The sequence below is a fragment of the Bacillus sp. FSL K6-3149 genome, assembly GCF_038630515.1.
GTDB lineage: Bacteria > Bacillota > Bacilli > Bacillales > Bacillaceae > Bacillus > Bacillus pumilus.
In genome coordinates this window covers 521,679-548,404 of sequence record NZ_CP152034.1, presented here as the reverse complement: position 1 = coordinate 548,404, position 26,726 = coordinate 521,679, and the positions used below count along the sequence as shown (strand labels likewise).

Genomic DNA, 26,726 nt, shown 5'->3' with positions numbered 1-26,726 from the left:
TCAACGGTTTTTCTGCTTTTGTTTGCAAATGACTAAGCAGAGGTTAAAATATAACTGTAAATAAAGAATAAATGTAAGGCATAACAGATCAACTCACCCTTAGGAGGAATTGCCCGATGAAAGTAGCTATTGCATCCGATCACGGCGGAACGAATATTCGTGAAGAAATCAAACAACTGATGGATGAATTGAAGATTGAATACATTGATATGGGTTGTGAATGTGGATCAGGTTCTGTAGACTACCCAGATTATGCTTTTCCTGTAGCTAACATGGTGGCAAACGGAGAAGTGGACCGCGGCATTTTAATTTGCGGGACAGGCATCGGTATGAGTATCTCAGCAAACAAAGTAAAAGGAATTCGCTGCGCGCTGGCACATGATACATTTAGTGCGAAAGCGACTAGAGAACATAATGATACAAACGTCCTTGCAATGGGAGAACGAGTCATTGGACCTGGATTAGCACGTGAGATTGCACACATTTGGCTGACAACAGAATTTACGGCAGGACGACATGCTGTACGGATTGGTAAGATCGCTGATTACGAAGAAAAGCACCTATAAGGAGCGCTTAACATGAACATTGGTCAAGATTGGCTTGAAATGTTAAAAGAGTTTCATCAAATGGTCGAACTGCGTGCTGGGCAAATCTTAGTGATCGGCTGCAGTACATCAGAAGTGGCTGGTGAGCATATTGGGACATCAGGAAGTGAGCAAATAGCTGCGTCCATTTATCAAGAATTGGATCAGCTAAGACGAGAGACCGGCATTGAGGTCGCTTTCCAGTGCTGTGAGCATTTGAATCGTGCTCTTGTTGTGGAGGAAGAAGTGGCTTTCCGGCTTAATCTAGAGATTGTGGCGGCAGTACCTGTCCGAAAGGCGGGTGGTTCGATGGCGGCTCATGCGTATCAGCACATGGAACATCCTGTGTTAGTTGAATCCATCGAGGCGCATGCTGGAATCGATATCGGTGATACATTCATTGGGATGCACCTAAAGAGAGTCGCTGTACCTGTTCGCCTTAGTCGTCATCAATTAGGACATGCACATGTGACGTTTGCGAAAACGCGTCCGAAGCTGATTGGCGGAGAACGAGCGGTTTATACAAAATCTTAGCTAAGATATATTTCTAATATAATGTTGAATGATGAAGGCGCTTCACCACTTGAATATTCGGTTTTTCGCAAAAAAAGAAGTCAATTTTCCAAAAAAACTTTTACATTTCACTCAAAAACCGTGTACAATGAGATGGTGAAAACATCGAATGGAAATAGATTGGAGAGGATTTCGCTGATGAAACATTTACCTGAGCAAGACGCACAAGTATTCAAGGCAATTCAACTAGAGCGGAAACGCCAGCAAGACAAAATTGAATTAATTGCATCAGAAAACTTTGTAAGCGAAGCAGTCATGGAAGCGCAGGGCTCTGTATTAACAAACAAATATGCAGAGGGCTACCCTGGTAAACGCTACTATGGCGGTTGTGAACATGTAGACGTTGTAGAAGATATCGCACGTGACCGCGCAAAAGAAATTTTTGGCGCTGAGTATGTGAACGTACAGCCTCACTCAGGTGCTCAAGCGAACATGGCCGTATACTTTACCATTCTTGAGCATGGCGATACAGTGCTAGGTATGAACTTATCACATGGCGGGCATTTAACGCACGGAAGCCCTGTTAACTTTAGTGGTGTACAGTACAACTTTGTAGAATATGGTGTTGATAAAGAAACGCAGCATATCGACTATCAAGATGTACTTGAAAAAGCACGTGAACATAAGCCAAAGCTAATTGTTGCGGGTGCAAGTGCATACCCACGTCAAATTGATTTCAAAAAGTTCCGTGAGATTGCGGATGAAGTCGGTGCTTACTTTATGGTCGACATGGCTCACATTGCAGGTCTTGTTGCAGTAGGTCTTCATCCAAATCCAGTTCCTTATGCAGATTTTGTGACAACGACGACTCACAAAACATTACGTGGACCTCGCGGCGGAATGATTCTATGCCGTGAAGAGTTTGGTAAAAAGATCGACAAATCGATCTTCCCTGGTATTCAAGGTGGACCACTGATGCATGTCATCTCTGCAAAAGCTGTTTCTTTCGGTGAAATATTGAACGGAGATTTCAAAACATATGCACAAAACGTCATTGACAATGCAAAGCAGCTAGCTGAAACCCTTTTATCTGAAGATATTCAGCTTGTGTCCGGTGGAACGGATAACCATCTTGTTCTCATCGATTTGCGTTCTCTTGGTATCACAGGAAAAATTGCAGAAAATGTTCTTGATGAAATCGGCATTACAGTGAACAAAAATGCGATTCCTTATGATCCAGAAAAACCTTTTGTCACAAGTGGTGTACGTGTTGGTACAGCAGCAGTGACAAGCCGCGGTTTCGATCAAGAGGCAATGAAAGAAGTCGGTTCCATTATTGCGCTTGCTCTAAAACATCATGAAGATGAAGCGAAATTAGAAGAAGCGAAAAAGCGTGTATCTGATCTGACTGCCCGCTTCCCTTTATATAACGAATTAGATTATTAAAAAGCAGACCCATTTGCCTATTTTTGGCATGTGGGTTTTTTTTTGTAGGATTTGCGAATCATATTGAAAGATGATGTCTTTTTATGTAGAATTGTAGGAAGTGTGCAAAGTTCACCGGAAGATGACAGAAAAGGAGTTGTAGCAAGCAATGGCAAAGGTTTATGTATTTGATCACCCGCTTATTCAACACAAACTTACATATATTCGTGACGTTCATACAGGAACAAAAGAATTTAGAGAGCTAGTGGATGAAGTCGCAACATTAATGGCATTTGAAATCACAAGAGACTTACCGCTTGAAGAGGTAGATGTAGAAACACCTGTACAAGTAGCGAAATCAAACGTGATCTCAGGGAAGAAACTCGGTGTTGTGCCAATTTTAAGAGCAGGTCTTGGTATGGTGGACGGGATTTTGAAACTCATTCCAGCTGCTAAAGTGGGACATGTCGGTTTATACCGTGATCCGAAAACATTAAAGCCTGTTGAATATTATGTGAAGCTTCCATCTGATGTGGAAGAGCGTGAATTTATCGTAGTAGATCCAATGCTTGCAACTGGCGGTTCAGCAGTCGAAGCATTGAACAGCTTGAAAAAACGCGGAGCGAAAAACATTCGCTTCATGTGTCTGATTGCTGCTCCTGAAGGTGTAGAAGAAATGCAAAAGCACCATCCTGACGTTGATATCTACATTGCAGCATTAGATGAGAAATTGAACGAAAAAGGCTACATTATCCCAGGTCTTGGTGATGCTGGTGACCGTATGTATGGAACGAAATAACATGTTTTAATAAAAGCCCACATGCAAACGTGCATGTGGGCTTTTTGAAATATATGACAAACGGTTGATATCGTTCTTAGAAAAATCAATGTATACTGAACATTAGCTGTTTTTTTCAATGAATGTCACGTGTCTCCTAAAGTTTGATGAAATTGTGAACATTTTGTGTGCTCTATCATTATAGAAAAGTTTTTTAACTTTCAACGGATTGACACATCATAGACGCTATTGTATGCTAAACGAGGGTATTATGGTAAGGTTTTCATAGCCTATAGCACTCTACTAATCCTCATTGTGAACCCTTTAATTATCAGGGTTTGTATCAGCGAATGAAGCAACATCCCATAGATCTTTAGATTTCAAGTCTGATTGTGCAATTAGACCGATGGGTGATTGATTTTTTTCGAACAGGACTGCTTATCATAAGCGTCTTCTACGCAGTTTTCATCACCATTTATTACCTTTTTTACAATATTTTTCATCGGGAGTCAGATGAATGAACGATCCAAACGCGATTTTCCGCAGACAGAGTAAATACATGTTCTATCTATTGGCAATTTTTGTGTTTGGCTATGCCATGCCTGGTTTTAAACCACTGTTTCTTGGTTTGATTATCGGCACAATTTTTGCTTTCTTTAATTTATTCCTACTTATACGGAGAATGCACGCTTTTGATCGAGCGGTTAAAAAAGGAAAATCCATTCGTTCAATGGGAAGTACAGCCAGGTGGGCCAACGCAATTCTCGCAGTAGCGATTGCTTGGCGTTACCCTAATGAAGTTCATCTGGCAGGTGTTGTTATAGGATTAATGACAATATATCCTGTCATTATGATAGATTCCTTCATTCAACTTAAACGTTCTACTATGGAAGAGAGGTGAATACTCTTTGGGTCACAGTTCAAAAACGACAGAATTTTTAGGGTTAACGTTCAACTTATCCAATGTTCTCATGATTACGATTGCTAGTATCATCGTTCTTCTCATAGCGGTGCTGACTACTCGTGTTCTGTCTATTCGTCCGACAAAGGCGCAGAACTTCATGGAATGGATTGTTGATTTTGTTCGAAATATCATAGGTAGTTCGATGGACATGAAAACAGGAGCCCCATTTCTAGCGCTTGGCGTTACATTACTCATGTACATATTTGTTTCAAACATGCTTGGACTGCCATTTTCGATTACGGTCGATCACAACTTGTGGTGGAAATCACCAACAGCAGACCCTGCAATTACAATGACACTAGCGATTATGGTCATGGGATTGACACATTACTACGGTGTCAAGGCAAAAGGAGTCAAGGAATATACGAAAGACTACTTTAGACCAATTCCGCTTTTAGTACCATTGAAACTTATTGAAGAATTTGCAAACACGCTAACACTTGGTTTGCGTCTTTATGGAAACATTTTTGCTGGAGAGATTCTTCTTGGTTTGCTTGCAGGACTTGCGACCAATTTCTACACGCAAAACATTGCGCTTGGTATCGTTGGTACATTAGGTGCCATCGTGCCGATGATTGTATGGCAGGCATTTAGTTTGTTTGTCGGAACAATCCAAGCATTTATCTTCACCATGCTGACAATGGTGTACATTTCTCATAAAGTCAGCGACGAACACTAAAAAATTGAGAGTCCAAAAAGGACGTTATTTTAAAGGAGGAGCTTTTTAATGAATTTAATAGCAGCAGCAATTGCAATCGGTTTGGGAGCACTAGGAGCAGGTATTGGTAACGGTCTAATCGTATCTAAAACAGTTGAAGGAATCGCTCGTCAGCCAGAAGCTGGTAGAGAACTAAGAACTCTTATGTTCATCGGGGTAGCTTTAGTTGAGGCACTTCCAATTATCGCTGTCGTTATCGCATTCTTGGCATTCTTTGGTTAATATGTGAGAAGCGTTCTAATATGAATTTTAATGGCGAAGATCAGATTAGTTCGAAACTTCGCCATTCCTTTATGTTTTGTTTCTTAACATATTATTTAAAGAAGGGAGTTGCCGTACTAAATGTCTCAGTTACCAGTGGTTTTAGGGGCAGGTGGCTTAAGTTTCAACGCCGGGGATATGATATTCCAGCTGATCGCTATGCTCATCTTGCTTGCACTTTTAAAGAAATTTGCGCTTAAGCCTTTATTAGGGATTATGAAACAGCGTGAAGATTATATAGGAAATGAAATTTCAAGTGCTGAACAAAAGCACGTTCAAGCTGAAAAGCTTCTTGAAGAACAACGTGTCTTATTGAAAGAAGCACGCGAAGAATCACATACACTCATCGAAAATGCGAAAAAGATTGGTGAGAAACAAAAAGAAGAGATCATTCAAGCAGCACGTCAAGAGTCAGAGCGCTTGAAAGAGTCTGCTAGAACTGAAATCGTGAAAGAAAAAGAACAAGCTGTGGCTGCACTGCGCGAGCAGGTTGCATCACTATCTGTACTTATTGCATCTAAAGTGATTGAAAGAGAACTTGATGAGCAAGCACAAGAGAAATTGATTCAAGAGTATCTTAAAGAGGCAGGCGAAAGCCGATGAGCGTGACTATTGTCTCTAAGCGTTACGCTTCTGCTCTTTTTGACATCGTTCTTGCTTCTTCGGCAGTAGACGAAACTGAAAAAGAGCTGAATGAGATCAAAAAAGTTCTAAAGGCTGACCAAGAATTGAATGACTTTCTTGTTCATCCAAAGATTACGGCAGACAAAAAGAAACATTTGATTGCAGAAGCTTTCAAAGGTGTTTCGACACATGTATTGCACACAATGTATTTATTGATTGACCGCGGACGCACAAATATTTTCTCTGAAATGACGTCTGAGTTTGTGAAACTGGCAAACCGCACGAAACAAATAGACGATGCGATCGTGTATTCAGTGAAACCGCTGAGCGGTGCTGAAATTCAATCTTTATCTGAAGTATTTGCCAAAAAAGCCGGAGTCACATCACTGCGTGTTGAAAATGTGATTGACAAGGATCTAATAGGCGGAGTGAAAATCCGTATCGGAAACCGCATTTATGACGGCAGTGTCAGCGGAAAGCTTTCCCGCATTGAACGTCAGCTTGCAGGCGAAAATCGTTAGAAGGGGTGAAACCTTAGTGAGTATCAAAGCTGAAGAGATTAGCGCGCTGATAAAGCAGCAAATCCAAAACTATCAATCTGAAATTGAAGTAAAAGATGTCGGTACAGTCATCCAAGTAGGGGACGGTATCGCGCGTGTACATGGCCTTGACAACATTATGGCAGGAGAGCTGGTTGAGTTCTCTAACGGTGTAATGGGTATGGCTCAAAACCTTGAGGAGTCTAACGTAGGTATCGTTATTTTAGGACCTTACAAAGATATCCGCGAAGGTGACGATGTAAAACGTACAGGTCGTATCATGGAGGTTCCAGTTGGTGAAGAGTTAATCGGACGTATTGTGAACCCACTTGGTCAGCCTGTTGATGGACTAGGTCCAATTTTAACAAGCAAAACTCGTCCAATCGAAAGTGAAGCACCAGGCGTTATGGATCGTAAATCTGTTCATGAGCCGCTTCAAACAGGGATTAAAGCAATTGATGCCTTGATTCCAATCGGACGCGGACAGCGTGAATTGATCATTGGTGACCGTCAAACAGGTAAAACATCTGTTGCAATTGATACGATCCTAAACCAAAAAGATCAAGACATGATCTGTATTTATGTAGCAATCGGACAAAAGGAATCAACGGTTCGTGGTGTTGTTGAAACACTTCGTAAGCATGGTGCGCTTGATTACACAATTGTAGTCACAGCTTCTGCATCACAGCCAGCCCCACTTCTTTACCTTGCTCCTTATGCAGGTGTAACGATGGGTGAGGAATTCATGTATAACGGCAAGCACGTACTTGTTGTATATGATGACCTTTCTAAACAAGCGGCAGCTTACCGTGAGCTTTCATTATTGCTTCGTCGTCCTCCAGGTCGTGAGGCATTCCCTGGTGATGTTTTCTATCTTCACTCTCGTTTATTAGAGCGTGCAGCGAAGCTTAGTGACGAAAAGGGTGGCGGTTCTATCACAGCATTGCCTTTCGTAGAAACGCAAGCTGGCGATATCTCTGCATATATCCCAACAAACGTTATTTCAATCACAGATGGACAGATTTTCTTACAATCTGACCTCTTCTTCTCAGGCGTACGTCCAGCAGTAAACGCAGGATTGTCTGTATCCCGTGTAGGTGGTTCTGCACAAATCAAAGCGATGAAAAAGGTAGCAGGTACACTTCGTCTGGATCTTGCTTCTTATCGTGAGCTTGAAGCATTCGCTCAATTTGGATCTGATCTAGACCAAGCGACTCAAGCAAAATTAAACCGTGGTGCTAGAACAGTTGAAGTCTTAAAACAAGACTTGAACAAACCGCTTAAAGTTGAAAAACAAGTAGCGATTCTTTATGCACTTACAAGAGGATATTTAGACGATGTCGCGATTGCTGATGTCAAACGTTTCGAAGCTGAGTTATTCATGTACATTGAAGAAAACCATAAAGGCTTGTTTGACACGATCTCTCAAACAGGAAACATGCCTGCTGATGAAGAGTGGAATACAGCAATCGAAGGCTTTAAACGTACGTTTGCACCAAGCAACTAATTAGTAATCTTTCCGAGAGAAAAAGATTCTCTTTTTCTCTCTTTTCACGTAAATGAACACGGATTCCTGAAAAAAGGTGGTGAAATCTTTGGCCTCATTACGCGATATAAAGTCAAGGATCACGTCAACGAAAAAATCGAGTCAGATCACAAAAGCGATGCAAATGGTATCAGCTGCGAAACTGAATCGTGCTGAAAACAATGCGAAGTCTTTTGTTCCTTACATGGAAAAAATCCAGGAAGTCGTTGCTGCAATCGCAACTGGAACAAGTGCTAAGCACCCAATGCTTCTTTCAAGACCTGTCAAGAAAACAGGGTATCTCGTCATTACATCTGATCGAGGACTTGCAGGACCTTTTAACAGCTCGATTTTGCGTGCCGCTTACCAAACCATTCATTCTCGTCATCAATCTGCTGATGAATATGCGGTGATTGTGATTGGTAAAATTGGACGCGACTTCTTCAAAAAGCGCGGTATTCCAGTTATTTCTGAAGTCACAGGGCTTGGAGACGAAGTAGCGTTTGCTGATATTAAAGAATTAGCAAGCAGTACAGTTCAAATGTTCTCTGATGAAGCGTTTGACGAACTTTACATGTTCTACAACCACTTTGTCAGTGCCATTTCACAAGAAGTAACAGAGAAGAAATTATTGCCGCTAACGGACATTTCGGCCGCAGCGACACCCAATAAACGTTCCGCATCTTATGAGTTTGAGCCTTCTGAAGAAGAAATTCTTGAAGTTCTCCTTCCTCAATATGCAGAGAGTTTGATTTTCGGTGCGCTTCTTGACAGCAAAGCAAGTGAACATGCTGCAAGGATGACAGCAATGAAGAGTGCAACAGACAACGCAAAGGAATTGATCGACGGCCTGACACTCTCTTACAACCGTGCTCGTCAAGCAGCGATTACACAAGAGATTACAGAAATTGTCGGCGGAGCAGCTGCCTTAGAATAGAAATAATTGTCAGGAGGGAATGCAATGAAAACAGGACGCATCAGTCAGATCATGGGACCAGTCGTAGACGTTCATTTTGAAGACGGTCACTTGCCTGAGATTTATAATGCGATCAGAGTTTCGCATAAAGCGGAAAGTGAAAGTGAAGTTACGATCGACTTAACTTTAGAAGTAGCACTACATTTAGGTGATAATACAGTCAGAACCATCGCAATGGCATCAACAGATGGTGTGAAGCGCGGTATGGAAGCTGTAGACCTTGGAAAACCAATTTCAGTACCAGTTGGTAACGTAACACTTGGACGCGTATTCAACGTACTGGGAGATAATATTGACTTAGATGAGCCACTTGGTGTGGAAGCTCAAAGAGATCCAATCCACAGACAAGCGCCTTCTTTTGATCAACTTTCTACAGAAGTTGAAATTCTTGAAACGGGTATTAAAGTTGTTGACCTTCTTGCTCCTTACATCAAGGGCGGAAAGATCGGTCTATTCGGTGGAGCCGGTGTAGGTAAAACCGTTCTGATTCAAGAATTGATCAACAACATCGCACAAGAACACGGCGGTATTTCTGTATTCGCTGGTGTTGGAGAGCGTACACGTGAAGGAAACGACCTTTACTACGAAATGAAAGATTCTGGCGTTATCGAAAAAACAGCCATGGTCTTCGGTCAAATGAACGAGCCACCAGGTGCACGTATGCGTGTTGCCCTAACTGGTTTGACAATGGCAGAGCATTTCCGTGATGAACTAGGTCAAGACGTATTGTTCTTCATCGATAACATCTATCGCTTTACACAAGCAGGTTCTGAAGTATCAGCCCTTCTTGGACGTATGCCTTCAGCGGTAGGTTATCAGCCGACACTTGCAACAGAAATGGGTCAGCTGCAAGAGCGTATCACGTCTACAAACGTAGGATCGGTTACATCGATTCAAGCGATCTATGTACCTGCGGATGACTACACGGATCCAGCTCCAGCAACAACGTTCGCTCACCTTGATGCAACGACAAACCTTGAGCGTAAGCTGACTGAAATGGGTATTTACCCAGCGGTTGATCCTCTTGCTTCAACATCTCGTGCACTTGCACCTGAGATCGTTGGCGAAGAGCACTATGCCATTGCGCGTGAAGTGCAGCAAACATTGCAGCGTTATAAAGAACTACAAGATATCATTGCCATTTTAGGTATGGATGAATTATCAGAGGACGATAAGCTTGTGGTACACAGAGCGCGTCGTGTTCAATTCTTCCTATCTCAAAACTTCCACGTAGCAGAGCAGTTCACTGGCCAAAAAGGTTCTTACGTGCCATTGAAAGAAACTGTTAAAGGCTTCAAGGAAATCTTATCTGGTAAATACGATCACCTTCCAGAAGATGCATTCCGCTTAGTTGGACGCATTGAAGAAGTGGTTGAAAAAGCCAAAGAGATGGGTGTAGAGGCCTAATCTGGTCCTTAGGAGGGTAAAAGCATGAAGACCGTTCAAGTCAATATCGTTACTCCCGACGGCCCAGTGTATCAAGCGGATGTGGAAATGGTCAGTGTCAGAGCAGAAAGCGGTGAGCTTGGTATTTTAGCTGGCCACGTTCCAATGGTTGCTCCGCTAAAAATCGGTGCAGTTCGCTTAAAACATAGTGGATCAACTGAATTGGTTGCAGTCAGTGGCGGATTTGTTGAAGTCCGCCCTGAACAAGTAACCATTCTTGCTCAGGCCGCTGAAACATCAGAAAAAGTTGATGTCGATCGTGCGAAATCAGCGAAACAGCGTGCTGAAGAGCATTTGAACCACCCGAATGAAAGTGATGTACGCCGGGCGGAACTCGCATTAAAACGGGCATTAAACCGTTTAAATGTAGCAGGGAAATAAAACAGAAAATCCTTCTTATCACAATGATAAGAAGGATTTTTTTTAGAATGACATGAGGGATTGGTACATTGACACATACGGGTGAGAATCCTGTTTTTCAAAATATAAGTGCTCGCAAAACTGGGTACTATGCCACGTTTTATTGTGCCGGCGCAAACCCAGCGTATATTGATGCGGAGAGTCCATATAAGGACGTACCACCCAGTCAGCATCAGAATGATGACGGAGGACAACCTCTCCCATATATACACTCATCATCGCTTCTAATGCATCTATTGGCATTTTCCACTCAGCAAACAACTGCTTGGTAAATGCATCAAAGTAAAGTGTTTCTAACTGATACAGGCTCTCCTCAGAATAATCCAAAGAAATGTTATGAAAATGACACAATTGCGCTAATTCTTCTAGCTGTGTCTGTCTATAATCAAAGTAGAAAGCAATGGCCTCCCATTCATGATCAAATGAGGGAACCAGTTCTCCGTACAAATCAACAAAGTCAGGAAAAGAATCTTTCAATATGTTCAGCTCCTTCCACACGCAGTATATCATCTCCTTGGCACCAGGATAAGAGGGGATTTACTCTAAATGTAGCTCTTTTTTCCAAATGATTCATCTTTCCGATTTTCGAGGATATAATGAAAGGGAGTTTTCCTTTACAGAAATAAATATAAGGAGGATTCAACTGTATGGAAGACGTAGGACAACAAGCAATTGTTAGTATTGTGATCCACCTGTTTTTTATTGCGATTACATGGTGGGCATTGCTTGCCGTTAATATTGACCCACTGATTAAAAAAGGGAAAATCGTTCAGGCAAGATTGCTGATGATGCTCATTACCATTGCTATTGCATCTGCAGTCAGCAATTTCTTCCTTGATTACTTAAATTTCTCCAAACAAATACCTTATATGTTCTAACATAAAAGGTTTGGTCACTGCCTTATGCGGGAACGTAAAAAGAAGTGTCAAAAGTATGGCCTTTGATGACTTTTCCACGTATGCATAGACCTCCTTGCGGCAACACTTGTAGCAAGGGGGAATGACAAGTGAGAAAGTATGTAAAAGGTTGGCCATTATTTGCGTTTATTCTTTTTTTTGTTCTGATGATTCAAGGTGTTCGTGCGGAAGAATCTTCTCCGCTCGTCCAAATAGCAGAAGGTTTGAAAAGCCAGCAAATTGAAGTAGATGGATGGACTCTTCACGCCAAAACAAATGTAGACATTTCATCCGAACAATTTTCAAAAAAAGTGAAACGTTTGAGAGACGAACTACGACAGTATGAGTGGACCGAAAAAGAAGAAGAACATGTCACCAAAGTCACAGGAATTTACAAAGATGAAAAAAATGATACATTATCGAAAATTTTACTCGTGAAGACCGACACAAAATCCAATCAAAAGTCGTATTTATTATATGAGCAAAAAGGTGCTCGCCCACTGAATACCTGGAAGCATACATATGATCAGTTCGTACGTCATGCAAAAAGCATATTACAAGAGAAATTTGTAATTTTTACTTGTCTCGATGGTCATGTAAATGGTATGATGGATGTTGTTTTGCAAAAAAAGGCTGAAATGTTAGCAAATGAATTTCAAGCAAAACCAGTTGAGTATCTCGTTGAGTCTAATTTTGTGTCGCTTTCCGCTTACACAGATAAGTGGGAACAGTTCATTATGACTTCAAATGATAAAATGAATGTTCAAATTGCCATCAGAAGTTCGGAAATGAACGAAAATCATACGATTACGGTTGGCACACCAATCGTAACGACTGAATATTAATATAGAGAATTTGGGACGCGGAGGGGAAGACCTTGGAAAAAATCATCGTCCGCGGCGGTCAAAAGTTAAACGGCACAGTTAAAGTAGAAGGAGCAAAAAATGCCGTTTTACCAGTTATCGCTGCATCTTTGTTAGCAAGTACAGAAAAAAGCGTAATTTGTGATGTACCTACGCTCTCCGATGTATATACAATCAATGAAGTGTTACGTCATTTAGGAGCAGAAGTACATTTTGAAAATAACGAAGTATCAGTGGATGCATCTCATGCACTAGAAACTGAGGCTCCGTTTGAGTATGTCCGTAAAATGCGAGCGTCTGTGCTCGTCATGGGACCACTTTTAGCAAGAACAGGTCATGCAAGAGTTGCATTACCTGGAGGCTGTGCGATTGGTTCAAGACCAATTGACCAGCATTTAAAAGGCTTTGAAGCAATGGGAGCTAAAATTCAAGTAGGAAATGGTTTCATCGAGGCTGAAGTTCAAGGCCGTTTAAAAGGTGCGAAAATCTATTTGGATTTCCCAAGTGTTGGCGCAACTGAAAACATCATTATGGCAGCAGCATTAGCTGAAGGAACAACGATTTTAGAAAACGTAGCAAAAGAACCTGAAATTGTTGATTTGGCAAACTACATCAATGCCATGGGTGGTAAGGTTCGCGGAGCTGGTACTGGTACAATCAAAATCGAAGGTGTGGAAACACTTCACGGTGCAAAACACAACATCATCCCTGACAGAATTGAAGCAGGTACTTTCATGGTGGCAGCAGCCATTACAGAAGGAAATGTTCTTGTGAAAGGCGCAGTGCCGGAGCACATGACATCACTTGTAGCAAAAATGGAAGAAATGGGTATTCAGATCATTGAAGAAGAAGAAGGTTTAAGAGTCATTGGACCATCTGAGCTCAAGCCAATCGATCTAAAAACAATGCCACATCCTGGTTTCCCAACGGATATGCAATCTCAGATGATGGCGCTATTGCTTCGTGCGAACGGAACAAGCATGATCACAGAAACGGTATTTGAAAACCGCTTTATGCATGCAGAAGAATTCCGCCGTATGAATGGTGATATTAAAATTGAGGGTCGCTCTGTCATTATCAACGGGCCGGTTCAACTTCAAGGTGCTGAAGTGTCAGCGACTGATTTAAGAGCAGGAGCAGCACTTGTACTTGCTGGATTAGTAGCAGAAGGTCATACACGTGTCACTGAGTTGAAGCATATCGATCGTGGTTATGTGAACTTCCACCAGAAGCTTGCAGCAATCGGTGCAGATATTGAAAGAGTAAATGATGAAACAGCAGATGTGACACAAGAACAAGTTGTATCAGATCTGAACGCGTAATCATAAAGAAATCAGTGTGTCCATTGGGGCATGCTGATTTTTTTTAGAATCATAGAATGCTTTATTTTAAAAGCTTATCACTAGTGTATCCAACCATCTTAAATTTTATTCATAAAGACGAACAGTAAAATCAGTTGATAAAGAGCCTCTTATCTTCATCAAAAGACTTGTCCACTGAATGAAAGAAGCTGTCATATTAGCTTGTCCCCGCCCATAGGATAAAAGAGATTCAATGACAAATGGGGGCAGCCAAATATGAAACCAATGATATGGACAATCGCAGGAATATGCATCGTTATTTTAATGATTCCAACTTTACTTGTGTTGCCGACGTTTCAAGGGAAACCGGAGGCAAGCCAGCATGTATCAGCGGAGCCATCAGTTAAAAAAGAAGTGAAGGGTACAGTCAAATTGAAGCAATCACCCGTCGCTATCCCCGTCTATCGTTCAGCTCATCAGCAGGTAGAAAACATCCCCTTAGAAGAGTATGTGATTGGTGTCGTAGCATCTGAAATGCCAGCTGATTTTGAAATGGAAGCACTCAAGGCACAGGCACTCGCCGCAAGAACGTATATCGTCAGACAAATGATCATCGATAAGACCGTCAAATCACCAAAGGGCTCTCTTGTAGATGATACCCAAATGTTCCAAGTGTATAAAAACAAGCAGGAACTCAAGAAAATTTGGGGAAAAGCGTACAATTGGAAGTTAAAAAAAGTCACAGAAGCTGTCGCCAGCACACAAGGAAAAGTGCTTACTTATGACGAGAAACCAATTGATGCCTCATTCTTTTCAACAAGTAACGGGAAAACAGAAAATGCTGAAGCTTATTGGAAAAACGAAATCCCATATTTGAAAAGTGTCTCAAGTAAATGGGACGAAAAATCGCCGAAATTTCAAAACAAGAAAACCATCCCAGTTAGTGAATTTCAGCAAAAATTAGGTGTGACGCTCACTCAACAGGCTCAGGTAGGACAGATAGTAGAGCGGACACCAGGAAATCAAGTAGCAAAAGCCGTAATAAACGGTAAAACACTGACAGGCAGAGACATTCGAGAGTCATTAGGACTTCATTCAGCAGACTTTACATGGGAACGACAGGGCCAGCAAATTATCATTACGACAAAAGGGTATGGCCATGGTGTTGGAATGAGTCAGTACGGTGCGCATTATATGGCACAGTCAGGCAAAAAAGTAGATGCTATCGTGAAACATTATTATAAAGGAATTCAAATTGAATCAGCAGATCGTTTTCTTAACACGTATATGGCTAAAAAATAAAGCAAAGGTGCCTCCAGAATAGGGGCATCTTTTTTGTGTGTTCCAAGAGTTTTGAACAGAATGTGTCAATTTGCGACTTAAGACGCACCTCAGGAAATCTTAAACATTTACGTCCCGACAAGAACCGATGGCCGATACAAAGCCCCTCGAAAGAAGGAGAAAACAAGAGAAAAAATGATGTGTTGGGTGAATGTATCTAGACAACTGACAGATTTTTAGTGATTTTGATGAAAGAGAAAAAGGGACCGAGTCCTATACCATTCCAAGACAGAATATTTTACGATTAAGATGTTTCAATTTAATACATAGGGAGGAAGGAAAAAATGATGTTGAAAAAAGTATTTACACTCGTAACCTTAGCTGTATTGACATTATCTATGTCGATCTCTTCACCTGTATTTGCAAAAGCATCTACAGTCAAAAAACATAACAAAGATGTAAGAGTCACCATCTTACTTGATGCAAGTGGAAGCATGGCAAGAAAAGTAGAGGGAGAACGCAAATTTGACCTCGCAAAACAAGAGGTATTTAAATTTGCTCAGTCACTTCCAAAAGACGCTAAAATTCGTATGAGCTTGTTTGGCTCTGAAGGAAACAACAAAAATTCAGGTAAAGCTCAATCATGTGAAGTCATTAGAGGCGTTTATGGCGTACAGCCTTACGAAAAAGAAAGCTTTGAAAACTCTTTAAACGGACTTGGACCAAATGGCTGGACACCGATTGCTCGTGCTCTTGAACATGCAAAGCAAGCGGATGAGCAGCTTAATAATGGAACAAAACATATTGTGTACCTCATCACTGATGGCGAAGAAACTTGTGGAGGAGATCCAGTAAAAGTAGCAAAAGAATTGCATAACTCAAAAGGTTCGACTGTTGTTAATGTCATTGGATTAGACTTTAATGATGGCTATGAAGGTCAATTAAAGCAAGTAGCCAAAGCTGGTAAAGGCCATTACTACCAAGCAAGCACTGGTAAAGAAATGGGTTCTATCCTGTCAGCAGAATCATTAAAACTACACGAATAACTTGCTGAACAAAAGGGAAACGATTGATGTATGCTTTCGTTTCTCTTTTTCTGTACAAATGTAAAAAGGGAGGTTTTTATGAATGAAACGCAATATCGTATTAACCATTTTGGCTAGTCTTGTCCTGTTTCTTTCTTCACCAGCTCATGCTGTGACAAAAAAACAGGAGCCGGCTCATGTGGTGATATTACTCGATCTAAGCGGCAGCATGGCGCAATCAGTTGAAGGCGAAAAGAAAATCGATATCGCCAAACGTTCTATTCAAAGCTTCGCAAGTATTTTATCAGATGATACACAAGTTCTTCTTCGTGTGTTTGGTCATGAAGGAACCAATAAAAATGCTGGAAAAGCAATTTCTTGTGAAAGCTCTGAAGCCGTTTTTGGATTTGGATCATATGAGTCATCAACATTTCAGCAAGCGCTGAATGTGTATAAGCCAACCGGATGGACACCACTTGCAAAAGCATTAACAGATACGAAGCAAGATTTTGAAGATCACCAGGCTGAAGGGAAAAATATTGTTTACGTCGTCAGCGATGGTCAAGAAACTTGTGGAGGAAGCCCTTCACAAGCAGCAAAGGAATTACATGAAGGAGGAATTGACACCATTGTTAATATCATTGGCTTTGACGTGAATGAAAAAGAAGCCAAAAGTCTAAAGTCTGTTGCAAAAGCAGGCGGTGGACAATATCAACCGGCTGCAAATGCCGAAGAATTGAATTACATTCTACAAAATGCAGCGAGCACTTTTAGTCAGTAGGATATGAATGGGAGCTGGGGATTGTTTTCCCCAGCTGTTTTTTAGTTGAAGATCAATTCAAGGTGGTTTCTAATTCATCAATTCGTTTCTCCACGTAGTGCTGGTCTTTTCTTGCATGAAAGGTTTCGGCTTTTTCTAATATGGCCGCCGTATTATATTCGGGAATCTGTGAGTAGCTCTCATACACACCCTTTGGAATTAAAACGTTCCCTTCAGGCCAGTAAACAGCGATATTGCCACGTTTCAACTCCCCAAATTGAGCGACTCCTTGGTAGGATCCATACTGATTAAACAAAACAACTGGATCACCTTCTTTGACATAAAGCTCTTTAGCATCTTCTTCATTCATCAAGATAGAATGACGCTTCCCACCATTAAAGGCATCCTTTTCACTATAGATCATAGAGTTGAATTGCTTTCCTCTTCTTGTCGTAATATTAAAATGTCCCTCGGTTTTTCGGTATTGAGGCAGCTGGGCAGGAAGAAGATGTCCTTTGCCATCCGGTGTTGGACACTCTCCGTCTTCACATAGCCAGGCACCTCCCCATTGGAAAACGTCTCCTTTATGACGTAAATGCTGGATGCCATCATAGTTTCGATTTGCGATCGCAATCTCACGGCGAATGTCTTCAGCCGTTTCGAAATGAATCAGCTCAGCATCTTGTGGACGTACTCTTTTTGCAAGATCCATATAAATATCCCATTCTGCTCTGGCTTCCTCAATCCGAGGTCCTTCAATTTCTGGACTGAAATATACCATGCGTTCCGTACTAGTGGAAGTACCGCCTCCTGGCTGCTCATATCTTGTCATAGCAGGGAGAATAATTACCGTCTCTTCTGCCTCTACAAGTGTAGAGGTATTCAAAATGATATCTTGATGGACACGAAGTTCAAGCCCAGATAAAGCTTTTTCAATCGCATCTGGATTTGGCATCGTTTCTAAAAAGTTCCCGCCACTCGTAAACAGCATTTTGAGTTTTTGCGGATGTTCTTTAGGGAGAGCCATTTTCTCAAATGATTGCCCAATGGTGTCACCATGCCATTTCGGAATGTCAAACCCCCAAATCTTTTCGATTCTTTCAATATTCTCTTCATCAAAATCACTGCCCGGCAAAACAAACGGGTCAGCACCCATTTCACCAGAACCTTGAACACCGCTATGCCCGCGAATTGGCATGACACCACAATGTTTCCTGCCAATAAACCCACGTAACATAGCAAGGTTGGCAACCTGTGATATATTATCAGTTGCAAAGCGGTGCTGAGTAAGACCCATGCTCCAAATGAAAACGCCTGAATTGGCATTGGCAAGAAGGATCGCAAATTCCTTCATTCTTTCTTTTGATAAGCCTGATGATGCTTCAAGGTCTTCCCATTTCAACTGTGCGACATGCTGCTGTAAATCCTGTATGCCGGTAGTATGGGCTTGAATAAATTCATGATCAAGAGCGGAATGGGGCGCGTGCTGCTCCATGTCAAACCAATGTTTGATGACACCATTCATAAACGCAATATCGCCGCCTATATTGACTTGATAGAAATCATCCGCGATTTTTGTGCCGAATAAAGCACTTTCTGGAATAGAGGGAACCCAGTACTTTTCCATGGCAGGCTCTTTGTACGGATTGATGACAATAATTTTGGTTCCTTTCTTTTTCGCCGCATACATATATTTAGTGGAAACGGGCTGATTGTTTGCTGCGACAGATCCCCAAAAAATTAAGACATCTGTTCCGATCCAATCGTTGTAATTACAACTGGAGGCTCCTATCCCAAGGGATCGCTTAAGAGCGGTTTTGCTCGGTGAATGACAAATGCGAGACGCATTATCAATATGATTTGTCCCGATAAAGCGAGCTGCCTTCGCAGCGGTATAATAGACTTCATTTGTAATTCCTCTAGCTGTTAAATAGAAAGCGAGCTGTCGTTTATCAATTGATTTGATTTTAGCTGCGATTTGATCTAATGCATCATCCCAGGAAATACGTGTAAAGGCATTGTCACCTTTTTTTCGAATCAGTGGATAAGGGATACGGCCAAGTTTGCGGAGAGTAGTGCTGTCCATTTGTTTGAGCTGTTGAATGTCTTCAAACCATTTTGGATCAATAGCTGGCATTGTATTCAGACGAAGTACATTTAGTCTTGTGGTGCATATATGAGGTCCTGCGAGCGTTTGGTCATATAGCCCTGAAACACCAAGGGCACAGCCGTCACACACGCCTTGCGTTAAAATGCGATATGCATAGGGGAGATTATCCTTGTTCTCCCAAGCCACTTTCATCGTATCTCGAATGTGTTTCGGCTTTACTTTTCCAAGTCCCATAGGTGCAAAAGAGGCCCATAGCTTTGGTGAGGGTTTTTTATTAAGCTTAATAGGCCCCTTATGTTTTGTTTTCCCCATGATATCATCACCCTCCTATTACTTTATAAAGCGTTTTCATATCTAAAAATTACCTTTAGATTGTGATTCTGTCAAATTCAAATTAAGGTCGGGATGAGACAGAAGCATCAGCAGTAAGGTTTGTTTCTCTAAGCTGCTGAATATCCTTCCGTATGAGAAGAGATATGATAAAAGCGATGAAAAATAAGCCAGAGAACACCATCAGACTCTGCGTGTAGTTACCTGTTATATCCCGGATAAAGGATGAAAATAAAGGTCCTGCTAAACCAGCAGCTGCCCAGGCTGTCAAAATATAACCGTGTATGGCACCAAGTTGTTTCGTGCCAAATAAATCCCCAATATAGGCTGGAATTGAGGCAAACCCTCCTCCATAGCACGTATAAATGATCGCCATCACGATTGAAAAGACGAACGGTTCTTTTAAGTAGGGAAGTAAAGGAAAGGCAATGAGCTGGATACTAAAGAAGATTGTATACGTATTCGGCCTTCCGATATAATCTGAGAAGGAAGCCCAGCCAATCCGTCCTAAACCATTAAAAGCACCTAAAATGCCAACAAGGGTAGCTGCAGCACCAGCAGTGAATCCAACACTTTCTTGAGCAAGAGGCGATGCTACTGAAATAATGGCAATTCCGCATGTGATATTAATAAAGAGCATGAGCCACAAATAATAAAAACGTCGTGTTTTGATCGCTTCATTTGCTGTAAGCTGTGATAAATCCTGAGGGATTTTTCTTTGATTTGTTTTTAACACATCAAATTGTTTGACGTCATCAGGTGTTGGTGGTGATAAATAAAGAGATGAAATCACCATGATCATAAAATAGGAAATTCCAAGAATGTAAAAGGTATTTGCGATATCTACTTTTTCAATGAGATATTGGATAATTGGGCTGCAAATAAGAGACGCAAATCCAAAACCCATAATAGCTAAGCCGGTTGCAAGTCCTCTTCGGTCCGGAAACCATTTCACTAAAGTTGATACAGGTGCAATGTAGCCTACCCCTAATCCTATCCCAGCGAGTACACCATAAAATAAATAGAGGAGAGGGAGTGAGGACATGTGTACAGCGAATCCTGACCCTGTCATCCCGATACCGAAGAAAATGGCTGAGAAGAGCCCTGATGCCCTTGGGCCATATCTTTCAACGAAATGCCCCATGAAAGCAGCAGATAATCCTAAAAATAAAATAGCAATACTGAAGGTCAGGCTTATTTCTGTCAATGACCACTGAAAGGCCTGATGTAAAGGATTCGTAAAAACACTCCAAGCATAAACAGACCCAATAGATAAATGAATTCCCACAGCACTTGTTGCGATGAGCCAGCGATTTTTCGATTTATTCATTTTGTTCCCCCCATATAAAGCAATCAAAAAGTTTGATAAGATAGAAATATGTTACATTTTTATGACTTTTTAAAATAATATCACAATTCGATTGGTTCATATAACTAAATTTGTGCTGAAAGGAAGATCATACAATGAATCCTTCTGTTAAAAAGAAACGAGTTATACACCAATACCGTGAAGGTCAATTTACTTGCAAAACAGATGAAGTTGTAGAAGAATTTCCTTTAACTGTGATCGTGAATGGAGAGGAATTTGTAACACTTGTTTGTTCACCAGATCATTTGAAAGAATTGGTGATCGGTTTTTTAGCTTCAGAAGGAGTCATTCGATTTGAAAATGAGATTAAAAGGTTTACAATAGATGAAAGTATGGGCTTTGCCTATGTTGATTTAGTTCACTCAAGCGGATTTCAGTCATCAGATTTTACTAAGCGGGTGATTGGTTCTTGCTGCGGGAAAGGGAGACACTTTTATTTTCTCCAAGATGTGAAAACAGCAAAAACAGCCATTGATCGAATCAACATTTCTGCTGAAACTTGTATGCGTCTAATGAAATGTTTACAAGAAGAAAGTCAATTGTTTCAACATACTGGTGGTGTGCATAATGCTGGACTGTGTGACACAGAAAAACTATTCATCACTAGAACTGATATAGGAAGACATAATGCTTTAGATAAAATCTATGGATACTGTTTACTTCATCGAATTCCGCTTAGAGATAAAATCCTTGTGTTTAGCGGCCGGATATCGTCAGAAGTTCTATTGAAGGCAGCAAAACTAGGAGTGTCGATCGTCATCTCAAAATCAGCACCAACTGAGCTGGCGCTTAATATGGCAGAAGAATTAAATATCACGACAGTTGGATTTGTCAGAGGAGAATCTTTTAATATATACACTCACCATCAGCGTATAACAGAATAGGAGGCAAAGTATGGACAGTATATTGGATAAGAGACATCGACCATTGCGCGATTTAAGAATCTCAGTAACAGATCGCTGTAACTTTAGATGTACGTACTGTATGCCTGCTGAAATTTTTGGACCAGATTATCCTTTTTTGAATAAAGAAGAACTGCTTAGTTTCGAAGAAATTGAACAGCTTGCTACCCTTTTTGCAAAGGACCTAGGTGTGGTGAAAATACGCATCACGGGTGGTGAACCCTTAATGCGAAAAGATTTGCCTATCTTAATAGAAAAGCTCTCGAAAATTCCAGGAATCGAAGATATTGCTATGACAACCAATGGAACGCTTTTACCTGTATATGCTGAAAAGTTAAAGAAAGCAGGTCTTCAAAGAGTCACCATTAGTTTGGATTCATTAAACCCTGACCGTTTTAAGCAAATGAACGGAAGGAATATTTCTATCCAAAAAGTGTTTGATGGGATTGAGGCTGCAAAAAAAGCTGGACTTGCTATTAAGATCAATATGGTTGTTCAAAAAGGTGTGAATGATCAGGATGTCTTACCAATGGCAGCTTACTTTAAAAAAGAAGGACATGTTCTCAGATTTATCGAGTTTATGGATGTCGGAAATACGAACAAATGGAATCTAGAGCATGTCATGACAAAGAAAGAGATTATTGGTCTAATTGGTTCAACATTTCCCATCAAACCAGAACCTCCTCAATATCCAGGTGAAGTAGCCAACCGATTCTATTACCAAGATGGTTCAGGAGAGATAGGCATTATTTCTTCTGTTTCAGATGCCTTTTGTGGAACATGTAATAGAGCGAGACTTTCTGCTCGCGGTGAATTGTTTACATGTCTTTTTGCATCATCGGGTTTTGATCTGAAGCGGGTGATTCGCTCAACAAAAGATAATGAAGATATAAAGAACATATTGAAGGAACTATGGTCGAATAGAGATGATCAATATTCAGCTGAGAGAGAGCAGAAGAAAGATCAGAAAAAAGTTGAAATGTCATACATCGGTGGGTAGTGACAACAAAGTATCATGATCATGATTTTTTGAAAAGTAGAGAAAATGTCATAATCATTGTTGAAAATCCTTTTATAGAAATAGGTCTATTCATCTTAGAATCCTGTCATGATCAAAAACCAGCAGAAACTCTGCTGGTTTTTAAAATGTTATTTTGTGGCTCAAAAAGGTTGAGATATGCTTAGAAAATAGATTTTTCAACATTTTTTATTGCTTTACTTTTATGGGAGCTGTGATAAGATCAACTCAATCTTTACCAGCTCGATTTTTTCACTCCTGGAATTTGGCCCTTATAGGCAAGCTCACGAAAAGCAATTCTAGACATTTTAAATTTTCGTAAGTAACCTCTAGGACGACCGGTTAACTCACAGCGGTTTTTTAAGCGAGTAGGGGAAGAGTCTCTAGGTAATTTCCTTAAAGCTTCATATTCACCTTTTTCTTTCAACTCTTTTCTTAATTCTGCATATTTCAATACAAGCTGCTGCCGCTTTTTTTCTTTAGCAATTTTAGATTTCTTTGCCACTTAAAACCCTCCTGGCTTAATGTTAGATTTTCCATTGAAAGGGGTCTTCAAACGTAGTCCATTCTTGATCAAATTCCTCAGGTGTGAGTAAGCATTGATCAAGTGTGCGAATGATATCTGCTTTAGGTAAATCTACGCCAATAAACACAAGTTTTGTATGCCTGTCACCAAATTCTGCGTCCCACTCATCAAGAAGCTCTGGTTCTTGCTTTAATATCTGTGCTTTTTCTTGCTCAGGCAAGGCAGCAATCCAGTAGGCAATTGGTTCAATCGCAACAGATTTTCCAGCCTGTGAAATTAAAATGGTTAAATCATGATGTGTGGCAAGCCATGTAAATCCTTTAGCGCGAACTATTTGCTCTGGCATCTGATCTAACCAATTATTTAACCTGCCAGTATGGAAGGGAAGTCTTCTTTCATAAACAAAGGATGAGATTTGGTATTCTTCTGTTTCTGGCGTATGCTGAGAATGCCCAGCGTTGATTTCTTTAATCCAGCCAGCAGAAGCACTGGACTTTTCAAAATCGAATAAACCAGTATTTAAAATGTCACTTGGCTTTACTTGCCCTTTTGAGGTTCTGATGATAGATGCTTCTGGTTGAAGTGTGGTCAGCACGTGCTCAAGTCGGTCTAATTCTGAGTTTGATACTAGATCACACTTATTGATAATCAACACATCGCAAAATTCAATTTGATCAATCAGTAAATCGGAAATTTCTCGTTCGTCATCATCGGAAACGGCTTGTTTACGGTCTAATAGACTTTCTCCTGACTGGAAGTCGGTCCAGAAACGGTTCGCATCTACAACAGTGACCATCGTGTCTAGCCGGCAAAAGCGCGTCAAATCTATCCCCATTTCTTCATCAATATAAGAGAAAGTTTGCGCGACTGGAATAGGTTCACTAATACCTGTTGACTCAATGACAATATAATCAATATGACCAGTCCTACATAGGCGCTCTACTTCGATTAACAAATCTTCTCTTAATGTGCAGCAAATACAACCATTAGATAATTCAACTAGCTTCTCATCTGATCGAGAGAGCTCACCGCCTTGTTTGATTAGTTCTGCATCAATATTAATTTCGCTCATGTCATTAACAATAACAGCTACTTTTAACCCTTTACGATTTTGTAGTACATGATTTAATATCGTTGTTTTTCCAGCTCCTAAAAAACCACTTAATACTGTAACGGGTATTCGCTTATTCATTTCCTTCTGTCCCTTTGCCAATGCTCATGTTCATTTCCGCCTCTCTTAAAAAGTAATGATTACGATTTGAAACCTAAAAAATTATTTTGTTTCTCTATGAAGGGTATATTTCTTTAACCGAGGAGAATATTTTTTTAACTCCAGTCGGTCCGGATTCGTTCTTTTATTCTTTGTTGTGATATAGTTTCTGTCACCAGTTTCAGTACAGGCTAAGGTAATTTTTACACGCATCGGTAATAGGAACCTCCTTTAATTCGTAATGTTTACGATTTGTATTTTAAAATGATCAAGATAGAATGTCAAGCTTAGAAGGGTAAAACGATGCCAAATATCAAACAAAAGGGGTATCAAATGTTCATTGATACCCCCTCTCCATTAATAAAAGTCACCAAGCTCTTCTTCGTATTCACCTTCGTAGTGCTGAATGTCACTAGGAATTTCTTGAAGAAATGCTAGACCGCCTAATACCAGCATCAGGATAATGGCGATGAATGATAGAATGGCTGCGACAATACTTGATATGGCAAATAGCGTCTGCATTTTCATCATCTTAGCATATTGTTCTAATAACTCTTCATAAGAAGTATCAGGAGCTTGAATTAATTGTTCCGCTGCGTTTACAGATTTTTGTACATGGATTCCCATCATAATGAGGAAGACGCCAAGGGCAGCAGGAAGAACAAGCCAAAAACCAATAAGAATAGCTAAGCCACCTGAAATATAGAGAAATATACTACCAACTTTTCCCCACTTTGTGATCGAATGAAGAGATTGAATGATTTTCTCAGTTTGTTGCAATGGTGTTCACTCCTTTATGTATTCACTCTTTATCATACTTGAGCAGGTAGTACTTTAGGAAGAGTGAATGTAGAACAATTTTTAAAAATTTCTATCTTCACTTTACTATTTATGGATAAATAAATTATCTTCGAATAAGAAAAAAGTAACATTTACTATGAATTTTAACGACAATTTATGTCATAAATAAGATTAGTAGTTAAAAATAATTAGTAAAATTATCAAAATATGTTGTTAGTTGTCTTGTAATTGGTTATTATTGTGTTGTATTACCATAAAAATTGGAAGGTGGAATTCATATGTTAGATCGTTTCTTAAACAAAATGACCAATGTTCAACCTGCAGCTTCAAGATGTATTTTGCAAAAATTAGTCACTTCATGCAAATCAGCGCCAACTTGTTTCCTTCAAGGTGTTGGAACTTTCCGTTACTACGTGGATCGTGATACAGGTGAGATTTGTACTAGCCAAGAACGCATTAGATGTGGCTGCTAAATTCAAGGATTTTATTTAATAGGATGTGAACGCATGAGCATATCTTCAATTTCATTCTTAACAAATGCTATGCAGACGTCAAACAGTCGTCAAGCGAGTCAAACATCCAATTCTTTTTTAAACCAAGCAGCGAAAATTGTTCAAGGCGACCATTCTCCAGAAGAGAGAAAGGCATTATTTCAACAACTGACTCTAGTTCAGCAAGGAAAAGATTTAGAGCTTCATGTGTCTAAATTAAAGGAACTAGAGAAAGAGGTTCAAAAAGAATCGTCTTCTTCGTCCGTTACTGTGAATCAGCATGGTGACCAAGTAGATATTTCAAATGAGGCTCGCAGTGAGTTTGAACAAGCTGAGGAACAAGCCACAGCTTCAAGTGAAGCGAGTGAAATCGCCGCAAGGGAAAAGGATCAGGATGTTCAGGCAGATCCAAACCAATAAAAAAATGAGGCGTGTGTTTGTTATCTTCACATGCCTCATTTATGTTTATTTTGCAGAAAACCTTGAATAAAGACCATCCGGAAAAGGGGCTGCATATGAGATTGTTTCATCTTCTTCTACCATGATGTAATATGGAAACTCTTCAATATGAAAGGCGCCTATCATTTGTTCGTCCACTGAGATAATTCGCATGTTGGTTTGGTTATCACGATATAATTCTTGATCCTCTTCTTTCCCATTCTTTAGCAAAATACTAAAAGAAATGTCTAATTGACGCTGCTTTTTCGTTTCTAGGAATTGTTCCAGTGATGGGATGCAATGCGGACATGCTGTGTCAGTGAATACAAGCAGCTGCTGCTTGTGATTGGTTTGCAGTAGATCATTTATTTGAATAGGTGATGGTTTTTCGAGTAGCGGATGAACAAGTTTTTGTCCAACATGCTGGATCGGTAAGATGATTAATTCCATCTGGTGTTTTAAATAGATAATGATTCCGATCGTCAATAAAAGGCTACAAAGAATAAGAGTTAGCTGTAAAAGTAAGATTGAAGTCATCGTATATCGTCCTCTCAGAATGAAGTTACGCAGAGCTATCATAATATAAATATCAAAAATATGTCAATAATACTAAATGGTGTAAGGTGGAGCGT

At 40.4% G+C, this 26,726-nt stretch carries 31 protein-coding genes; 23 read left to right on the top strand and 8 right to left on the bottom strand.

The features are described from left to right. Positions 1-116 precede the first annotated feature (116 nt). The 13 genes from rpiB (at position 117) to MHB83_RS02780 (ending at position 10,734) form a co-directional block, all read left to right on the top strand. The gene (rpiB, locus tag MHB83_RS02840) at positions 117-566 is read left to right on the top strand and encodes a ribose 5-phosphate isomerase B (RefSeq protein WP_003214714.1); all 450 of its coding nucleotides are present in this window, start codon (positions 117-119) and stop codon (positions 564-566) included. Between the two features lie 12 nt (positions 567-578). Further along, entirely contained in the window at positions 579-1,118 is a 540-nt protein-coding gene (locus tag MHB83_RS02835; protein WP_310025654.1) for a TIGR01440 family protein, read from the top strand. Positions 1,119-1,295: 177 nt separating this feature from the next. After that, entirely contained in the window at positions 1,296-2,543 is a 1,248-nt protein-coding gene (glyA, locus tag MHB83_RS02830) for a serine hydroxymethyltransferase (RefSeq protein ID WP_050944707.1), read from the top strand. A gap of 148 nt (positions 2,544-2,691) precedes the next feature. Beyond that, positions 2,692-3,321 carry a uracil phosphoribosyltransferase gene (upp, locus tag MHB83_RS02825; RefSeq protein WP_003214553.1) on the top strand — a complete coding sequence of 210 codons (630 nt, stop codon included), beginning with the start codon at positions 2,692-2,694 and terminating at the stop codon, positions 3,319-3,321. Positions 3,322-3,817: 496 nt separating this feature from the next. Further along, positions 3,818-4,201 (top strand): ATP synthase subunit I, encoded by a 384-nt coding sequence (locus MHB83_RS02820; RefSeq protein ID WP_003215321.1) that lies wholly within the window; start codon positions 3,818-3,820, stop codon positions 4,199-4,201. 7 nt (positions 4,202-4,208) lie between these two features. Next, the gene (gene atpB, locus MHB83_RS02815) at positions 4,209-4,943 is read left to right on the top strand and encodes a F0F1 ATP synthase subunit A (RefSeq protein WP_003215198.1); all 735 of its coding nucleotides are present in this window, start codon (positions 4,209-4,211) and stop codon (positions 4,941-4,943) included. A gap of 48 nt (positions 4,944-4,991) precedes the next feature. Continuing rightward, entirely contained in the window at positions 4,992-5,204 is a 213-nt protein-coding gene (atpE, locus tag MHB83_RS02810; RefSeq protein ID WP_003214968.1) for a F0F1 ATP synthase subunit C, read from the top strand. Positions 5,205-5,324: 120 nt separating this feature from the next. Beyond that, positions 5,325-5,846, top strand: a complete 522-nt coding sequence (atpF, locus tag MHB83_RS02805) for a F0F1 ATP synthase subunit B (RefSeq protein WP_003214532.1) — start codon at positions 5,325-5,327, stop codon at positions 5,844-5,846. Beyond that, complete coding sequence (locus MHB83_RS02800) at positions 5,843-6,388, top strand: F0F1 ATP synthase subunit delta (protein WP_012011549.1); 546 nt, start codon at positions 5,843-5,845, stop codon at positions 6,386-6,388. Before atpF ends, MHB83_RS02800 begins: the two co-directional genes overlap by 4 nt. 16 nt (positions 6,389-6,404) lie before the next feature. Next, positions 6,405-7,913 (top strand): F0F1 ATP synthase subunit alpha, encoded by a 1,509-nt coding sequence (gene atpA / locus MHB83_RS02795; protein ID WP_003214775.1) that lies wholly within the window; start codon positions 6,405-6,407, stop codon positions 7,911-7,913. Positions 7,914-8,001: 88 nt separating this feature from the next. Further along, on the top strand, positions 8,002-8,868 hold the full coding sequence (locus MHB83_RS02790; protein WP_342496614.1) for a F0F1 ATP synthase subunit gamma: 867 nt from the start codon (positions 8,002-8,004) through the stop codon (positions 8,866-8,868). Between the two features lie 24 nt (positions 8,869-8,892). Continuing rightward, positions 8,893-10,314, top strand: coding sequence for a F0F1 ATP synthase subunit beta (atpD, locus tag MHB83_RS02785; protein WP_034660283.1), 1,422 nt, complete (start codon positions 8,893-8,895; stop codon positions 10,312-10,314). A 24-nt stretch (positions 10,315-10,338) separates the two neighbouring features. Beyond that, positions 10,339-10,734 (top strand): F0F1 ATP synthase subunit epsilon, encoded by a 396-nt coding sequence (locus MHB83_RS02780; RefSeq protein WP_050944437.1) that lies wholly within the window; start codon positions 10,339-10,341, stop codon positions 10,732-10,734. 42 nt (positions 10,735-10,776) lie between these two features. Here the strand turns inward: MHB83_RS02780 and MHB83_RS02775 are convergent, their stop codons facing one another. Next, positions 10,777-11,250 (bottom strand): hypothetical protein, encoded by a 474-nt coding sequence (locus MHB83_RS02775; RefSeq protein WP_212045630.1) that lies wholly within the window; start codon positions 11,248-11,250, stop codon positions 10,777-10,779. 170 nt (positions 11,251-11,420) lie between these two features. Between MHB83_RS02775 and MHB83_RS02770 the strand changes: the two genes are divergently transcribed. From MHB83_RS02770 to MHB83_RS02745, 6 genes are all read left to right on the top strand, one after another. Beyond that, a complete protein-coding gene (locus tag MHB83_RS02770; RefSeq protein ID WP_335365245.1) occupies positions 11,421-11,651 on the top strand; it encodes a DUF1146 family protein in 231 nt (76 codons plus the stop codon). A 128-nt stretch (positions 11,652-11,779) separates the two neighbouring features. Next, complete coding sequence (locus MHB83_RS02765; RefSeq protein ID WP_212045629.1) at positions 11,780-12,514, top strand: YwmB family TATA-box binding protein; 735 nt, start codon at positions 11,780-11,782, stop codon at positions 12,512-12,514. Positions 12,515-12,546: 32 nt separating this feature from the next. Beyond that, positions 12,547-13,854 (top strand): UDP-N-acetylglucosamine 1-carboxyvinyltransferase, encoded by a 1,308-nt coding sequence (gene murA, locus MHB83_RS02760; RefSeq protein WP_003214862.1) that lies wholly within the window; start codon positions 12,547-12,549, stop codon positions 13,852-13,854. 255 nt (positions 13,855-14,109) lie between these two features. Beyond that, entirely contained in the window at positions 14,110-15,135 is a 1,026-nt protein-coding gene (gene spoIID / locus MHB83_RS02755) for a stage II sporulation protein D (protein WP_212045628.1), read from the top strand. 326 nt (positions 15,136-15,461) lie between these two features. After that, a complete protein-coding gene (locus MHB83_RS02750; protein WP_080984771.1) occupies positions 15,462-16,160 on the top strand; it encodes a VWA domain-containing protein in 699 nt (232 codons plus the stop codon). 82 nt (positions 16,161-16,242) lie between these two features. Then, complete coding sequence (locus MHB83_RS02745) at positions 16,243-16,920, top strand: VWA domain-containing protein (RefSeq protein ID WP_106029541.1); 678 nt, start codon at positions 16,243-16,245, stop codon at positions 16,918-16,920. A 52-nt stretch (positions 16,921-16,972) separates the two neighbouring features. Here the strand turns inward: MHB83_RS02745 and MHB83_RS02740 are convergent, their stop codons facing one another. Continuing rightward, entirely contained in the window at positions 16,973-19,321 is a 2,349-nt protein-coding gene (locus tag MHB83_RS02740) for an FdhF/YdeP family oxidoreductase (protein WP_050944434.1), read from the bottom strand. Positions 19,322-19,403: 82 nt separating this feature from the next. Further along, positions 19,404-20,669 carry an OFA family MFS transporter gene (locus MHB83_RS02735; protein WP_342496613.1) on the bottom strand — a complete coding sequence of 422 codons (1,266 nt, stop codon included), beginning with the start codon at positions 20,667-20,669 and terminating at the stop codon, positions 19,404-19,406. A 134-nt stretch (positions 20,670-20,803) separates the two neighbouring features. Between MHB83_RS02735 and fdhD the strand changes: the two genes are divergently transcribed. Beyond that, entirely contained in the window at positions 20,804-21,592 is a 789-nt protein-coding gene (gene fdhD / locus MHB83_RS02730; protein ID WP_137054285.1) for a formate dehydrogenase accessory sulfurtransferase FdhD, read from the top strand. Between the two features lie 10 nt (positions 21,593-21,602). Further along, entirely contained in the window at positions 21,603-22,610 is a 1,008-nt protein-coding gene (gene moaA / locus MHB83_RS02725) for a GTP 3',8-cyclase MoaA (RefSeq protein WP_268492421.1), read from the top strand. Positions 22,611-22,863: 253 nt separating this feature from the next. Here the strand turns inward: moaA and rpsN are convergent, their stop codons facing one another. From rpsN to MHB83_RS02705, 4 genes are all read right to left on the bottom strand, one after another. Next, positions 22,864-23,133 (bottom strand): 30S ribosomal protein S14, encoded by a 270-nt coding sequence (rpsN, locus tag MHB83_RS02720; protein ID WP_003215208.1) that lies wholly within the window; start codon positions 23,131-23,133, stop codon positions 22,864-22,866. Positions 23,134-23,155: 22 nt separating this feature from the next. Continuing rightward, the gene (locus MHB83_RS02715) at positions 23,156-24,346 is read right to left on the bottom strand and encodes a GTP-binding protein (protein ID WP_335355945.1); all 1,191 of its coding nucleotides are present in this window, start codon (positions 24,344-24,346) and stop codon (positions 23,156-23,158) included. Positions 24,347-24,427: 81 nt separating this feature from the next. Further along, entirely contained in the window at positions 24,428-24,577 is a 150-nt protein-coding gene (rpmG, locus tag MHB83_RS02710; RefSeq protein WP_003214771.1) for a 50S ribosomal protein L33, read from the bottom strand. Between the two features lie 144 nt (positions 24,578-24,721). Then, positions 24,722-25,144 carry a DUF5362 family protein gene (locus tag MHB83_RS02705; RefSeq protein ID WP_050944429.1) on the bottom strand — a complete coding sequence of 141 codons (423 nt, stop codon included), beginning with the start codon at positions 25,142-25,144 and terminating at the stop codon, positions 24,722-24,724. Between the two features lie 299 nt (positions 25,145-25,443). Between MHB83_RS02705 and MHB83_RS02700 the strand changes: the two genes are divergently transcribed. Next, complete coding sequence (locus MHB83_RS02700) at positions 25,444-25,638, top strand: hypothetical protein (RefSeq protein ID WP_003215165.1); 195 nt, start codon at positions 25,444-25,446, stop codon at positions 25,636-25,638. A 33-nt stretch (positions 25,639-25,671) separates the two neighbouring features. Continuing rightward, entirely contained in the window at positions 25,672-26,076 is a 405-nt protein-coding gene (locus MHB83_RS02695) for a hypothetical protein (RefSeq protein ID WP_137054288.1), read from the top strand. Between the two features lie 45 nt (positions 26,077-26,121). Here MHB83_RS02695 and MHB83_RS02690 read toward each other — a convergent pair whose 3' ends face one another. Next, positions 26,122-26,631 (bottom strand): hypothetical protein, encoded by a 510-nt coding sequence (locus MHB83_RS02690; protein WP_137054289.1) that lies wholly within the window; start codon positions 26,629-26,631, stop codon positions 26,122-26,124. Between the last annotated feature and the right edge of the window lie 95 nt (positions 26,632-26,726).